The organism is Arthrobacter sp. MPF02, from assembly GCF_046605375.1.
Taxonomy (GTDB): domain Bacteria; phylum Actinomycetota; class Actinomycetes; order Actinomycetales; family Micrococcaceae; genus Arthrobacter.
Genome location: NZ_CP176772.1, coordinates 2,392,062 through 2,405,879, shown reverse-complemented (window position 1 = coordinate 2,405,879; position 13,818 = coordinate 2,392,062). Strand labels below are relative to the sequence as shown.

Annotated in this window: 13 protein-coding genes and 1 other RNA gene; 13 read left to right on the top strand and 1 reads right to left on the bottom strand. The window is 62.8% G+C overall.

All coding sequences use genetic code 11. From position 1 onward, the window contains the following. Positions 1–116: 116 nt before the first annotated feature. Positions 117–2,618, bottom strand: coding sequence for a GH25 family lysozyme (locus tag ACLH0K_RS11340; protein ID WP_411373702.1), 2,502 nt, complete (start codon positions 2,616–2,618; stop codon positions 117–119). 699 nt (positions 2,619–3,317) lie between these two features. Here ACLH0K_RS11340 and ACLH0K_RS11335 point away from each other — a divergent pair. From ACLH0K_RS11335 to ssrA, 13 genes are all read left to right on the top strand, one after another. Beyond that, positions 3,318–4,541, top strand: a complete 1,224-nt coding sequence (locus tag ACLH0K_RS11335; protein ID WP_411373701.1) for a CpaF family protein — start codon at positions 3,318–3,320, stop codon at positions 4,539–4,541. Beyond that, a complete protein-coding gene (locus ACLH0K_RS11330; protein WP_411373700.1) occupies positions 4,541–5,395 on the top strand; it encodes a type II secretion system F family protein in 855 nt (284 codons plus the stop codon). Before ACLH0K_RS11335 ends, ACLH0K_RS11330 begins: the two co-directional genes overlap by 1 nt. Next, a complete protein-coding gene (locus ACLH0K_RS11325) occupies positions 5,392–6,333 on the top strand; it encodes a type II secretion system F family protein (RefSeq protein WP_411373699.1) in 942 nt (313 codons plus the stop codon). Before ACLH0K_RS11330 ends, ACLH0K_RS11325 begins: the two co-directional genes overlap by 4 nt. Before the next feature lie 72 nt (positions 6,334–6,405). After that, entirely contained in the window at positions 6,406–6,615 is a 210-nt protein-coding gene (locus ACLH0K_RS11320) for a hypothetical protein (protein WP_411373698.1), read from the top strand. Positions 6,616–6,619: 4 nt separating this feature from the next. After that, positions 6,620–7,036: a TadE/TadG family type IV pilus assembly protein gene (locus tag ACLH0K_RS11315; protein ID WP_411373697.1), complete on the top strand. Its 417-nt coding sequence runs from the start codon at positions 6,620–6,622 to the stop codon at positions 7,034–7,036. Between the two features lie 4 nt (positions 7,037–7,040). Continuing rightward, the gene (locus tag ACLH0K_RS11310) at positions 7,041–7,505 is read left to right on the top strand and encodes a hypothetical protein (RefSeq protein ID WP_411373696.1); all 465 of its coding nucleotides are present in this window, start codon (positions 7,041–7,043) and stop codon (positions 7,503–7,505) included. Next, positions 7,502–7,879, top strand: coding sequence for a Tad domain-containing protein (locus ACLH0K_RS11305; protein WP_411373695.1), 378 nt, complete (start codon positions 7,502–7,504; stop codon positions 7,877–7,879). Before ACLH0K_RS11310 ends, ACLH0K_RS11305 begins: the two co-directional genes overlap by 4 nt. 118 nt (positions 7,880–7,997) lie before the next feature. After that, positions 7,998–9,113 (top strand): peptide chain release factor 2, encoded by a 1,116-nt coding sequence (prfB, locus tag ACLH0K_RS11300; protein WP_411373694.1) that lies wholly within the window; start codon positions 7,998–8,000, stop codon positions 9,111–9,113. Positions 9,114–9,310: 197 nt separating this feature from the next. Continuing rightward, the gene (gene ftsE / locus ACLH0K_RS11295; RefSeq protein ID WP_411373693.1) at positions 9,311–10,108 is read left to right on the top strand and encodes a cell division ATP-binding protein FtsE; all 798 of its coding nucleotides are present in this window, start codon (positions 9,311–9,313) and stop codon (positions 10,106–10,108) included. After that, a complete protein-coding gene (gene ftsX / locus ACLH0K_RS11290; RefSeq protein WP_411373692.1) occupies positions 10,105–11,019 on the top strand; it encodes a permease-like cell division protein FtsX in 915 nt (304 codons plus the stop codon). Before ftsE ends, ftsX begins: the two co-directional genes overlap by 4 nt. 24 nt (positions 11,020–11,043) lie before the next feature. Next, entirely contained in the window at positions 11,044–12,489 is a 1,446-nt protein-coding gene (locus ACLH0K_RS11285; protein ID WP_411373691.1) for a peptidoglycan DD-metalloendopeptidase family protein, read from the top strand. Positions 12,490–12,575: 86 nt separating this feature from the next. After that, positions 12,576–13,052: an SsrA-binding protein SmpB gene (gene smpB / locus ACLH0K_RS11280; RefSeq protein WP_138136418.1), complete on the top strand. Its 477-nt coding sequence runs from the start codon at positions 12,576–12,578 to the stop codon at positions 13,050–13,052. Between the two features lie 84 nt (positions 13,053–13,136). Then, positions 13,137–13,505: a transfer-messenger RNA gene (ssrA, locus tag ACLH0K_RS11275) on the top strand. Positions 13,506–13,818: the final 313 nt, after the last annotated feature.

Sequence of the window (13,818 nt, the reverse complement as noted above, 5' to 3'; positions counted from 1 at the left end):
AGTTTCGCAAGCATACAAAAGAAGGTTGAAGCAGAGCTTCAACCTTCTTTTCATGCTTGGATCAAGGCACTTCCGCGCATGGTTGCTCCTGCTGTGCAGCAGGAGCAACCATGCGGTTACCGTCGCACTGTGCTCACGGTTGTCCCGGTTGCGGGGCTCCAACTGATGGAACCGCCTTGGAAGTTCTGGAAGCAGGCTCCGTTCCCCAATGTGCAGGACGTAGCCGCGATGGGGTAGCCAAGGAAACTGTTTTCATATCCGAGAGTGGCGTATCTTGTACGGATCGGTCCAGTGCTCGGTTGAGCTCCTGTTGTCGGTGACCACAGCATCGCCCCTCCTTGGAAATTCTGGTAACAGCCTCCGTCGCGTATCCCGCATTCGACGTTGCCCGTTGGATAACCTAGATCACTGAGCTCATAGCCCATGGATCCCCACTTGGTTCTTATGGGGCCGTTGGGGCTCATTTGTGCCCCGCTGCCAGGGGACCAGAGGATAGCTCCGTTTTGGTAGTTCTGGTAGCAGCCGCCGTCCCGTAGTCCGCAGACCTGGCTGCTTGTTGGGTATCCGAGCGGGCCGGTTTCGTAGCCCGTTGTTGCCCAGAGCGAGCGGATTGGTCCTGATGTGCTGGTTTGGGCGCCGGTAGCTGGTGACCAGATGATGGCTCCGTTTTGGTAGTTCTGGTAGCAGCCGCCGTCCCGTAGTCCGCAGACCTGGCTGCTTGTTGGGTATCCGAGCGGGCCGGTTTCGTAGCCCGTTGTTGCCCAGAGCGAGCGGATTGGTCCTGATGTGCTGGTTTGGGCGCCGGTAGCTGGTGACCAGATGATGGCTCCGTTTTGGTAGTTCTGGTAGCAGCCGCCCTCCCGTAGTCCGCAGACCTGGCTGCTTGTTGCGTATCCGAGCGGGCCGGTTTCGTAGCCCGTTGTTCCCCACAGCGAGCGGATTGGTCCTGCCGTGCTGGCTTGGGCGCCGGTGGCAGCTGACCAGACAATTGCCCCTCCTTCGAAGTCTTGGAAACACCCGCCGCCAACAAGCCCGCACGTCTGAGGGCCTGTCGGATATCCCATAGGTCCGCTCTGGCCGCCCTGCTGAAGCCACAATGAGCGGATGGGTCCGTTGGGGCTAAGATGCGCTCCAGTGGCGGGTGACCAGACAGTGATGCCTTTTTCGAATACTTGCTGGCATCCGCCGTTTCTCAGGCCGCACACTTCATCCGCAGTTGGGTAGCCCAGTGGTCCTGCTTCCCGGCCGGAAGCTCGCCAGGCGGACTCCATCTGGCCCCAGACTATGTGGGTGCCGTTCATGGTCGAGGTGGCGATGCTGCCTGTTTGAAAGCTCTGGAAACAGCCGCTGTCACGAAGACCGCAAAGGCTGTCGCTTGTTGGGTAACCCAGCGGGCCAGTCTCGAAGCCTGTTTTCTGCCAAGCCGTCCTGATGGGTCCATTGAGGCTGAGCTTGGCCCCTGTGCCAGGTGACCACACAATCGCGCCGGCCTGGAAGTTTTGGTAACAACCCTGAGCGGAAAGGCCGCATACCTGGCCTCCTAGCGGGTAACCCATGGGGCCGCTTTCGAAGCCTGTGTTGGCCCATGCTGTCCGGATCGGCCCGGTGACACTGCTTTGCGCACCCGTGGTCGACGTCCAGATGATCGCGCCGTTCTGGAAGTCCTGGTAGCACCCGTTATTCTTTAGGCCGCAGATCACCGGAGAGACGGGGTACCTCAAGTTTCCGTTTTCGAAACCGCTTGCTTGCCAGACCGCCCGAATCGGACCTGCCGGGCTGGGCTGGGCACCGGTAGCGGGTGACCAAAGCACTGCTCCGTTTTGATAGTTTTGGTAGCAGCCTCCGTCCCGCAGACCGCAAACTATTGCCGAAGTCGGCGTCCCTAGTTCCGGCGTGCGCCCCCGGACATCGCTTATGGCACGGCTGGCTTCTGGAGGCACGGCCCCACCGGCGAAAGCCTTGAGGCCCGCGTAGTCCCCATTCCAGACGTTCGAGTCGCCGGCAAACGGCCCAGTGCTGCTGTATTGCCAGATGCTGTACGTCCCCCAACTTCCAGTCGGTACCGGCCCTGCGTTATTGGTTGGGGCGCTGGGGTAGGCCGCGACCCACAGTGGATAGTTACCGAAGCCCGAAGGGTTGCCCAGGCATTGGTTCCACCAGCTGGTGTTGGTGTAGATAACGGGCAACCTGCCAGTCAACGACTGCATGGTGTTGCCGAAGTCCCGGACCCACGACGTCAACTGCGCAGGGGACATGTTGTAGCAGGTGTTGCCGAAGTAGAAGCCATTGATTGTACGGCCTTCATAGGGGTTGAACTCGAAGTCCAGAACAGGCGGCATGGTGTATCCGTCACCGGACCAGCCGCCGCCGTTCTGCACAAAGAATCGCGCCTGGTCTGCCCCGGAAGACCAGTTCGGTATAGCAAAGTGGTAGGCGCCCCGGATCATTCCGATGTTGCGGGAGCCCTGGTACTGCGAACCGAAGTAGGGGTTTGTGTAGTAGTTACCCTCCGTTGCCTTGACGTAGGCGAACCGGGCTCCCATGTTCCACTGCTGCTGCCAGTCGACGCTGGGTTGGTGCCCGCTGACGTCCAGCCCCTGGACACCGAACGTCGGCATCCAAGTGCCCTCGCTCGCCAGAGATTCCGCGCTCAGCTTTCGCAGGGAATCTGAACGGGCAGTAACCCTTGCAGACCGTTGTCCCATTTCAGCGCCACCCACTCCAACGGCCTCCGCCATCGATTGCGCGGGCTCGGGAGAGGGGGCGGGAGCTTGCACCGGCGGGCTGTCCTGCCTGGGCGCGGGTTCCGCGAAGGCTGCTGCCGGAGCGGACGACGTCGGCAAGGGGCTCGGCGCGGCCGTCCCGGTCGTGTCGTCGGCCGCGTAGGACGTGCTGGGCGTTGGTGTTGGTTCCAGTTCCACCGCCGAGGCAACGCCTGCAAGGCCGGGACTGGCAAGCAGCGAGGCCGCCAGAAGGGCTGTACCCAAGAACTTCAAGGCGGGGTAACGGGACTGAGACGGGTTCCGTTTCATTATGGCTCCGGGGATAATGAGGCGCTCCATGAGACAGACCTCATTGGGTTTGCTGTTCCGGCGATTCCCCCTAGGAACCAACCGGACAGATTTTCATGTTTAACGCGCTCACCATAGCACCGTGTTGCTGCTGTAAACAGTGGTACTGATGTTTCTTTTGTTGATCCTGTGACTACCGTGCGCTTATCCACAGGCAATCCTGACCCTTGTTGCCAAGCTTTAGCCTCCCTAGGCTGTAGCCATTGAACTGCCTCCGCTGGGGCGGCAGTCATTGGGGGAACACGCATGGATGCTCTGGGAATAGTTGAAGACGAAGTCCGCGAACTTATCCGCAGACGGGGATTGGACCCGCTGAAGCAGGCGGGGGAGGTCCGCAGGCTTGTTGAAGCGGCGGTCACTGATTATGACGAGCGTTCGCTGATGGCTCCGCTTCCGCCGCTCGGGCCCCTGGACTCTGCACGCAGGTTTCTTTTTGACGCCGTTGCCGGCTTCGGCGTCCTGCAGCCGTTGCTCGATGACCCCACCATCGAGGAGATTTGGATCAACGCACCGAGCGAGATATTCGTGGCGCGCAACGGGGAATCCGAGCTGACATCTCTAAGCCTGTCCGAACAACAGGTCCGCGACCTCGTGGAACGGATGCTCAAAAGCTCGGGCAGACGCCTGGACATGTCCTCACCCTTTGTCGACGCAGCCCTTCCCGACGGGTCCAGGCTGCACGTGGTCATCCCCGACGTCACGCGCCGGCATTGGGCCGTCAACATCAGGAAGTTCGTTGTGAAAGCCAGCCGGCTCGAGCACCTGGTTGAGCTTGGGACCCTCACGCCGCAAGCGGCCCGCTTCCTTGGTGCGGCTGTTTCCAGCGGACTCAACATCCTGGTTTCCGGTGCCACTCAGGCTGGGAAGACCACCATGCTGAATTGCCTTGCTGCCAGCATTGGAAGCAGGGAGCGCGTCATCACCGTCGAGGAAATTTTCGAACTGCAGTTTCCCCTGCGGGATGTTGTGGGGCTTCAGTGCAGGCAGCCGAACCTGGAAGGTGAAGGCGAGATTCCGCTCCGGCGCCTGGTGAAGGAAGCCTTGAGGATGCGCCCGGACCGCCTGGTGGTGGGTGAGGTGCGTGAAGCCGAGAGCCTGGATATGCTCATCGCCTTGAATAGCGGCCTTCCCGGAATGTGTACGGTCCACGCAAACTCCGCCCACGACGCCGTCACGAAGATCTGCACGCTCCCGCTGCTGGCAGGTGAAAACATTTCCAGTGCTTTCGTGGTTCCGACGGTCGCTTCCTGCATTGACTTAGTGGTCCACTGCTCACGGCAGCCTGACGGGTGCCGGGAAGTGACTGAAATTCTGTCCCTTGGGCGCAGGGTGGAGAACGGCATCATCGAGTCATCACTGGTTTTTGCCATGGCTGATGGAGTCCTGCAGCCACGCGCAAACGCGATGCCGGCGCCAGAAAAATTCGCGCGCGCTGGCTACGACGTCGCCGCATTGCTGGACGCGCGGTAATGGCTGCACTGCTGGGTTTGTCTACCGGTGCCGGGCTTTTCCTGGTCTGGTGGTCGTTCTGGGAGACGCCTGAACAGAAGAAGCGGGAGAAGAGGCCAGGCCGGCTGGGTGATCTTCTGGCAGCCGCCGGCGTGGAAAAAGTTTCAGGAGGGGCCTTGGCAGGAACATGCCTGGGCGTAGGGCTGTTCGTTGTCCTCGTCTTCTATGCCGTCAGTCGGTCATGGCCCATCGCGGTGTGCTTCGGACTCTTCGCCGGCTGGCTTCCGATCACGGTCCTTCGCTGGCGGGCAAAAAGGAGAACCGCTTTGTTGCGCCAGCTTTGGCCCGACGTCGTTGACCACCTGCGTTCCGCTATTCGTGCCGGGCTGCCGCTGCCGGAAGCGCTAATCCAGCTCGGAGACAAGGGCCCCGAGGAGCTCCGGCCCTTCTTCCGGGAGTTTGGCGCGGACTACCGCGCCGGAGGACAGTTCGATGGATCGCTAAACAAGCTGAAGCACCGGCTTGCCGATCCGGTCGCTGACCGCATCGTCGAAGCCCTGCGCCTGACAAGGGAAGTGGGCGGTTCGGACCTGGGCAGGCTGCTAAGTACGCTCAGCGAGTTCCTGCGTGAAAGCGCACGCACCCGCAGTGAACTGGAAGCCCGGCAGTCTTGGACCATCAACGCTGCGCGGCTCGCCGTAGCTGCCCCCTGGATTGTTATGCTGCTCCTCGCCACACGACCGGAAGCTGTGCAGGCCTACAACACCCCGGCGGGTGCGGCGGTACTGCTGGGCGGCCTGGTGGTTTCGTTGGTCTGTTACTCCACCATGTTGAGAATCGGAGCCCTTCCCCGGGACGAAAGGGTCCTCCGATGACAACTGTTTCTCCCGCGGCAGTCCTACTCGGCGTCGTCCTGGGCGCTGGCTTGTGGTTGGTAGTGGCCAGGTCCCCGTTCATGCGGGTTACCACCTTTACCGAACGGATTGAGCCGCAACTCAAGGCGCAAAACCTGGAATCGCGGCTCCTGCGCTCCGGTGAACAGGCGCTGACGCCGTTCGGGCCACTTGAACGTATCGTGCGTCCCATCATCCGCGACGCCCTTGCAAAGCTGGCCCGGCTGAACCCTTCACCCGGCGAAACGGTCCGCAGGCTTGCCCAAGCCGGCATCAACAAAACACCCATCGACTACAGGGCCGAGCAACTGCTGTGGGCTGCTGCGGGATTTGCGGCCGCCTTGGGCCTCACAGCAGCAGGTGTTGCCGGCGGAAGGTTCAGCGCGGTCTTCGCAGCCCTGATCGTCATCGCCAGTGCGATTGCCGGCTTCATGCTTCGCGGCTACTGGCTTGGGGTCCAGGTCCGGCGCAGGGAAGCGCGGATGATGGCGGAATTTCCAAGCCTCGCCGAACTGATGGCGCTTGCTGTCGGGGCGGGGGAGAGCGCCGCCGGCGCCCTGGACCGGGTCTGCCGGAGTGCGCACGGGGAGCTCTCCAAGGAGTTTGCAAGGATCCTTGCCGAGACCAGGGCAGGCACGCCACTCGTTCTCGCCCTGCAGGAATTCTCGGCGCGGACCGACCTCGCGCCGCTGGCAAGGTTCGTCGACGGCATCGTTGTTGCCGTAGAGCGGGGCACACCCCTGGCGGACGTGCTTCGCGCCCAGGCCCAGGATGTCCGGGACACAGCCAAACGGGACCTCATGGAATCTGCCGGCAAGAAAGAGATAGCAATGATGGTCCCGCTGGTATTCGGCGTGTTGCCGCTGACCGTCGTCTTCGCCGTCTTTCCCGGGATCGCGGCCATCAGCTTGGGATTCTAGAAGCAAAGCGGCAGAAGCCCGGCGCGGGAACAGAGCGACTTTTCGAATAACTGAGAGGAAAGGGGAAAGTAAATGAAGAACCTGGGGATCCGCTGCGGGCTGATGCTCCTGGCCCTTGCGGAGTTGCGCCGCCCGGCCAACGATCACCACGAACGCGGGGACGTGCCCGGCTGGGTGATGATCACGCTGATGTCTGCCGTGCTTGTGGCGGCACTCCTGGCGCTCGCCGGTCCGGCTTTGGAGGCCATGTTTAACCAGGCGATGGATACGGTGGGCAGTTAGCCTGATGTTTAAGCCGGTCCGTGAGGCCATGAGGAGTACCTCCACGCCCCGCCCGCGGGAAACCGGGTCGGCAGTGGTGGACTTTGTCCTGGTGGGCGGGTTGTTGACCATGTTTTTCCTGGCGATCATCCAACTGACTCTCGTGCTTCACGTGCGCAATACGCTGATCGATGCGGCCGCGTCCGGTGCACGCTACGGAACCCTCGCCGACCGGGGTGCCGCGGACGCGGAAGAACGTACCCGTGCAGTAATAACCACAGCCTTGAACCCGGGTTTCGCCGAACAGGTGACCACCAGTGAAGTCACGATGCAGGGGATGCGGACGCTCGAGGTGACAGTGCGGGCGCCAATGCCTGTTGTCGGGCTGATCGGTCCCCGGGACCTGCTGGAGGTGAAGGGCCATGCCGCCCTGCAACCCTGACCCAATGAGCCGGATCCATGGTCGGCTGCGGAAGGCGTTATGCCTGCAGGACGACGCCCGTGAACAGGGGAGTGCTGTTGTCGAATTCACCTTCCTTGCCCTCCTGCTGATGGTCCCGGTGGTGTACTTCGTCATCACTGTGGGCCAAGTCCAGGGTGGTTCTTTTGCTGTGGTCGGCGCGGCGGACCAGGCCGCGAAGGTTTATGTCGCCCAGCCGGATGCTGCTTCAGCACAGGCGGCAGCGGAGCAGGCCGTCGCCATCGCGCTCGCCGATTTCGGCCATAGCCCCACCCAGGCCACGTTGGGCATCAGCTGCAACCCGGGCGACTGCCAGGCGGCCGGAACAACAGTCACTACAACGGTCCACCTGACCATCCCCCTGCCGTTCATCCCGTTCGCCGATGGATTCCGGTTATCCGCCACGGAGGTCGACGCCTCAGCCACCCAACTTGTAGGCAATTTCCGGTGAAAGCAGGTGAGGAAGACGAAAACGGACAGCTGATGGTGATGATCCTGGGATACGTCGCGCTGGCCCTGCTGGTCGCGACAGTCGTCATCGGCATTTCCGCCGTCTACCTGGAACACAAGCGGCTGTTGTCACTGGCGGACGGCGCCTCGCTGGCGGCGGCAGACAGCTACACACTGGGCGAAGTCACAACGCAGGGTGGCAGCCCATCGGCCGTCCTCAACCCTGCACGGGTCCGGAATGTTGCGGCGGACTTCATCGCCAGGAGCCCGTCGTCGGAACGCTTCCACTCCCTGGCCGTCGCAGGTCCACTGGAACGCCTGACGGATCCACCGCGGTCGTTGTCCTCACCGCAGCAGTTCACCCGCCCGTGGTGAACTTCCTGGTGCCGGACGGGATTCCCATCGAAGCCACGTCCACAGCCCGCTCTCGGCTCACCCGCTAAAAGCACGCGGGACAAGGGGCTTTCCCGGGATAGCGTAGGCTTAATCCACCATGGCCAACATTGATTTTTCCGCTGAAATCCGCGCGCTCCGCGCCACCTACGAGTCCATCGAACGCGTTACCGACGTTGAGGCGCTGAAGGAAGACATCGCTGAACTCAGCGAGCGGGCAGGGGAACCGGACCTGTGGGACGACCCCGCGGCGGCGCAGAAAATCACCTCCAGGCTTTCCCACCGCCAGTCGGAGCTGGAGCGCCTTACCAGGCTGGAATCCCGGATTGATGACCTGGAAGTGCTGGTGGAACTCGGCCAGGACGAGGACGACGCCGCTTCCATGGGAGAGGCCGCGGCGGAACTCGAGTCGATCAAGAAGGCCCTGAAGGAACTCGAGGTGGTCACGCTGCTGTCGGGCGACTATGACGAGCGCGAGGCCGTGGTGTCCATCCGCGCCGGCGCCGGCGGTGTGGACGCCGCCGACTTCGCCGAGATGCTGCTGCGCATGTACCTTCGCTGGGCGGAACGCCACGGATATCCCACCACGGTCATGGACACCTCCTACGCGGAAGAAGCCGGGCTCAAGTCCGCCACGTTCGAAGTGAAGGCCCCCTATGCCTACGGCACCCTCAGTGTTGAGGCCGGCACCCACCGGCTCGTGAGGATCAGCCCCTTCGACAACCAGGGCCGGCGTCAGACCTCCTTCGCCGCAGTGGAGGTCATCCCGCTGATCGAGCAGACCGATTCCATCGAAATCCCGGAGAACGAGATCCGCGTGGACGTCTTCCGCTCGTCGGGCCCGGGCGGCCAGTCCGTGAACACCACGGACTCCGCTGTCCGGCTGACCCACATTCCCACTGGAACTGTCGTCTCCATGCAGAACGAAAAGTCCCAGCTGCAGAACCGTGCCGCCGCCATGCGGGTGCTCCAGTCCCGCCTCCTCCTCCTCAAGAAGGAACAGGAGGACGCCGAAAAGAAGGCTCTGGCCGGTGACGTCAAGGCCTCATGGGGCGACCAGATGCGCTCCTACGTCCTCAATCCGTACCAGATGGTCAAGGACCTCCGGACCGAGCACGAGGTGGGCAACACCACGGCAGTGTTCGACGGCGAAATCGATGACTTCATTGACGCCGGAATCCGCTGGCGGACGGACAACCGCAACGCCGGGAAGTAGGGGCCGCGTGTAGCCGGGACAGCCTGCGGCAGCCCCGGAACCACGACACGCCCCTTGAAACCCGTGTGGAAAACGGGTGATCATGCGTATAGTCAAGGGGCCGGGGCCCTACTTTCCCCAAACGAAGACCCGTGCACCGGCTGCAGAACTGGGCTGCATCATACGGATCAGCCATGCCCTGCAGGGTACTTAGGGCCATGATCCGATTCGAAAATGTCACCAAGGTGTACGACCAGAAAGCCCGGCCTGCGCTGGACTCGGTCAACCTTGAAATCGACCGCGGCGAATTTGCCTTCCTGGTGGGCGCATCCGGTTCCGGTAAATCCACCTTCCTGCGCCTGGTCCTCAAGGAGGACCGCGCAACCTCCGGCGCCGTGTACGTAGCCGGCCAGAACGTGGCCAAGATTTCCAGCTGGCGGGTGCCGCGCCTTCGCCGGGGTATCGGCGTCGTATTCCAGGACTTCCGCCTCCTGCCCCAGAAGAATGTGTTCGCCAACGTGGCGTTCGCCATGCAGGTCATCGGCAAGAGCCGCAGCGTCATTCGGGATACCGTGCCGGAGGTCCTCAAGACGGTAGGGCTGGAAGGCAAAGAGCACCGCATGCCGCACGAATTGTCCGGCGGTGAGCAGCAGCGCGTCGCCATTGCCCGGGCAGTGGTGAACCGGCCCGGCATCCTCCTGGCCGACGAGCCCACCGGAAACCTGGACCCCACCACCTCAATGGGCATCATGGGCGTGCTGGACAAGATCAACCAGAACGGAACCACCGTGGTCATGGCCACGCACGATGACGACATCGTCAACGAGATGCGCAAACGCGTGGTGGAACTCAAGAACGGCGTGGTCATCCGCGACGAGGCCAAGGCCCTCTACACCTCCATGATTCCCGTGGTGGGGCAGTCCCGGCGGCTCAAGGACGCCAGCGGCAGGGACACACCCGACACCGGCCTGCCCGGCGAAGGCAGCGAAGGCGCCGAAGGCGGTGCGCAGCGATGAGGCTCGCGTTCATCCTGGGCGAGATCGGCAGCGGGCTCCGCCGGAACCTGTCCATGGTGGTCTCGGTCATCCTGGTCACGTTCGTCTCGCTCACCTTCGTGGGCGCCGCAGGCATGCTGCAGATGCAGATCAACCAGATGAAGGGTTACTGGTACGACAAAGTCCAGGTGGCCATCTTCCTGTGCAGTGAAGGTTCGACGGCGGCGGGTTGCGCAAGCGGGCCCGTCACCCCGGAGCAGCAGGAAAGTCTGAACGCCCTGCTGGAGTCGCCGGCGGTGGCACAGTACATCAACGACTTCCAGTTCGAGTCCAAGGAAGAGGCGTACCAGCACTTCAAGGACCAGTTCTCGAACTCGCCCATCGTGGACTCCGTGACACCGGACCAGCTGCCTGCATCATTCCGGATCAACATGAAGGATCCGGAGAAGTACCAGATCATCAGCGAGACCTTCTCCTCCCAGCCCGGCGTGGAAACAGTCATCGACCAGCGCCAGCTCCTGGAGCGCCTCTTCTCGGTCATGAACGGCGCCTCGCTGGTCGCGGTGGGCATCGCCGCCGTCATGATCGTCTGCGCCATCCTCCTCATCGCCACCACCATCCGGCTTTCCGCCTTCAGCCGCCGCCGGGAAACCGGCATCATGCGACTGGTGGGTGCCTCCAAGACCGTCATCCAGCTGCCCTTCATCCTGGAAGGAGTCATCGCCGCAGTGATCGGTGCTGCCCTGGCGTCCGCGACGCTGTGGGCGGTTGCGCACTTCTTCCTCGGTGAGTACATGTCCCAGCAGTACCCGGACACCGCCTTCATCTCGTCAGGACAAACGCTCATCCTGGCCCCTGCACTGATAATCCTTGGCGGATCCTTGGCCGGAATTTCGTCTCTCTTGACCTTGCGCCGGTACCTTCGCGTCTAGGTATGCAAACCAACAAGGAATGCCATGAACGTAACTGACCAGACTTCCATGCGTCCCCGCCGTGAACGGCGCGGTGCGGCCCGCCGGACAGGTGTCCTCAGCGGCGTGCTTGCTGTTGTCCTGGCCGCCGGTCTGGCGTCGTCAACGCCCGTAGCTTTCGCAGACGAACTGGAGGACCGGCAAAAGGCCCTTGAAGCAGAAGCCGCCCGGGTCCAGCAGTCCCTGGAGTTCGTTGATTCCCGCATTGCCAAGGCAGCCAGCGACCTGGTGATCTACCAGGGCCAGCTGCCCGGTGCCCAGCAGGCCCTCCTCGAGGCGCAGGGCCGGGTGGCCAGCGCAGTTAAAGAGGTGGAAGCCCTTTCGGCCCGTGTTGACATGGCACAGCAGAACAAGGCCAAGATCACCCAGCAGCTTGAGACGGACAAGCAGAAGATCGCCGACACCAAGAAGCTCATCGGCCAGATTGCCACCCAGGCCTACAAGTCCGGAGGTGTACCGTCCAACCTGTCGCTGTTCTTTGGATCCAACAGCGGCGGCAGCCTGACCGAGACCATGGACCTTGCGGACCAGGCCATGCGCAGCCAGAACGCCGCCATGGACAAGTTGTCCCAGCAGAATGCCACCAACGTGAATTCCGAGGCCCGGCTGCAGGCTGTTGAAGCCGAGATCAGGGACCTGAAGGCCAAGGCGGACGCCGCGCTGGAGCGGGAAAAGGCCGCCCGTGACGAGGCTGCTGCAAAAAAGGAGGAAGTGGACCGGCTTATCGCTGACACCAGCCGCCTTGATGCGGAACTCCAAGCGGCCAAACCAGGCATCCAGGCGCAGCTCGCCGGTGTCCAGGCCAGCCAGAACGCGGTGGCCGCTGAGATCCAGGAGCGCGACCGCAGGCTGCGCGAAGCGTGGGAGGCCGAACAGCGCAGGAAGGCGGAAGCGGCCGCTGCTGCCGCTGCTGCCGCGGCCGCCGCAGCAGCGGCCGCCAAGGGGCAGGCGCCGCCGCCGCCCCCGCCGGTGCAGTCATTCATGCCGCCTGTGGGATCGCCGTCGGCCTTTGGCCTGAGGCATCCCTTCAACGGCGGTGTGCCCATCACGTCCGGGTTCGGCTGGCGTGCCACGCCGCCCGGCACCATCGACTTCTACGGCCAGGGCGGCTACCTCCACACCGGCATCGACTTCGGCGCGGCTTGCGGTACACCGGTCTACGCCGCGGCGGCAGGCGAAGTGTTCAGCTCCGGCTGGAGCTCCGCGGACGGTGGCGGCTGGCGGGTCAAGATCTCCCATGGCCTCGTCCAGGGCAATACGCTGAACACGATCTACTACCACAACGCCAGCATTGTGGTGTCGAACGGCCAGCGGGTCTCTCAGGGCCAGCTAATCGCCTACTCGGGAAACACCGGCAACTCCACCGGCTGCCACTCCCACTTCGAGACCTGGCTGAATGGTACCGCTGTGGACCCGATGGGGCTGCTCTAACCGGGGATTGGCCTGCCGTACACTGGTATGACTCCGCGCCGGACCGGCCGGGAGGACATCGGACCTGAAGACTGAGGAGCTTTTCCGTGCCTAAAGAAAGTGGCCGTAAGGTGGTGGCCACCAACCGCAAGGCCCGGCATGACTACCATGTGCTGGACACCTACGAGGCTGGCATCGCGCTGATGGGAACCGAAGTGAAATCCCTCCGCGAGGGGCACGCCTCGATGGTGGACGGGTTCTGCACCTTCTACAACGACGAGCTGTGGATGGAAGCCATCCACATTCCCGAGTACAACCAGGGCAGCTGGACCAACCACGCCGCGCGCCGCCGCCGCAAGCTCCTCCTGCACCGCGAGGAACTCATCAAGATTTCCCGCAAGGTGCAGGAGGCCGGCTACACGATCGTTCCGCTCCAGCTCTACTTCGTGGACGGCCGGGCCAAGGTGGAAATTGCTGTTGCCCGCGGTAAGCGTGAATACGACAAGCGCCAGACCCTCCGCGAACAGCAGGACAACCGCGAGGCCCAGCGGGAAATGCGGGAACGCAACCGCCGCCGGGGCTAGCGGCCAGGTTGGAATGAATCCCGCACAACATGCGTTACTATAAATAGTCCGGTGGGCTTGCCCGCCGGTTTGGTAACAAAATACGGGGATGATCGGTTTCGACGGTGTTAGTCGCGACAGGTGAAGCGGGCCGAGGATGCAGAATTATCTCGTTAACGCTTTCTGCAAACCAATAAGTGCCGAATCTAAGCGCACTGACTTCGAACTCGCTGCCTAAGCAGTAGTTCAGTCCGTCAGCCCGGGGTTGCTATCGCCCCGGATCCTGGCGTCATTTAGATAGCCACTGCTGTTTACCCTCGTCATCGGGGTGAACGGGACTCTTAGGTGACTGGGCCCGGATCAGCCAGCTGTTTGCAGCATGGCTGGGGCCGAGAAAATCCGACGCAAACTGCGCCCGGAGAAGCCCTGACAACACGACATCGGACGGGGGTTCAATTCCCCCCATCTCCACCTCGGGAAAACCCCGGTCTTCGGACCGGGGTTTTTCCATGTCCGGACGCAGCCGCCCGGTCAACAACGGTGCAGCGTCCGGACCAGCCGGCCTGCCGTGATCGTTGAGGTCGGTAAGGCCCGGCAACGTGCGGCCGGGCGGGCACAACCAGGAGGTGCGCCATGGAACGGGCGCGGGAAAAGGCTTCTCCAGAGTACGACGACGGTCTGCTGGATTCGTATTCGGAGACAGTCATGCGGGTGGCGGCTGCCGTCACCCCGCACGTGGCAGCGATCGAGATGACAGCCCCGGGCCGAAACGGAAGGGTGGCGCGGT

Bases quoted from the DNA above. Each gene is read 5' to 3' on its own strand.
- ACLH0K_RS11320 (WP_411373698.1), top strand. From the start codon at position 6,406: ATGAAGAACCTGGGGATCCGCTGCGGGCTGATGCTCCTGGCCCTTGCG.
- prfB (WP_411373694.1), top strand. From the start codon at position 7,998: ATGGCCAACATTGATTTTTCCGCTGAAATCCGCGCGCTCCGCGCCACC.
- ACLH0K_RS11335 (WP_411373701.1), top strand. From the start codon at position 3,318: ATGGATGCTCTGGGAATAGTTGAAGACGAAGTCCGCGAACTTATCCGC.
- ACLH0K_RS11330 (WP_411373700.1), top strand. From the start codon at position 4,541: ATGGCTGCACTGCTGGGTTTGTCTACCGGTGCCGGGCTTTTCCTGGTC.
- ACLH0K_RS11315 (WP_411373697.1), top strand. From the start codon at position 6,620: ATGTTTAAGCCGGTCCGTGAGGCCATGAGGAGTACCTCCACGCCCCGC.
- ACLH0K_RS11310 (WP_411373696.1), top strand. From the start codon at position 7,041: ATGAGCCGGATCCATGGTCGGCTGCGGAAGGCGTTATGCCTGCAGGAC.
- ftsX (WP_411373692.1), top strand. From the start codon at position 10,105: ATGAGGCTCGCGTTCATCCTGGGCGAGATCGGCAGCGGGCTCCGCCGG.
- ACLH0K_RS11285 (WP_411373691.1), top strand. From the start codon at position 11,044: ATGAACGTAACTGACCAGACTTCCATGCGTCCCCGCCGTGAACGGCGC.
- ACLH0K_RS11340 (WP_411373702.1), bottom strand. From the start codon at position 2,618: ATGCCGACGTTCGGTGTCCAGGGGCTGGACGTCAGCGGGCACCAACCC.
- ACLH0K_RS11325 (WP_411373699.1), top strand. From the start codon at position 5,392: ATGACAACTGTTTCTCCCGCGGCAGTCCTACTCGGCGTCGTCCTGGGC.
- ftsE (WP_411373693.1), top strand. From the start codon at position 9,311: ATGATCCGATTCGAAAATGTCACCAAGGTGTACGACCAGAAAGCCCGG.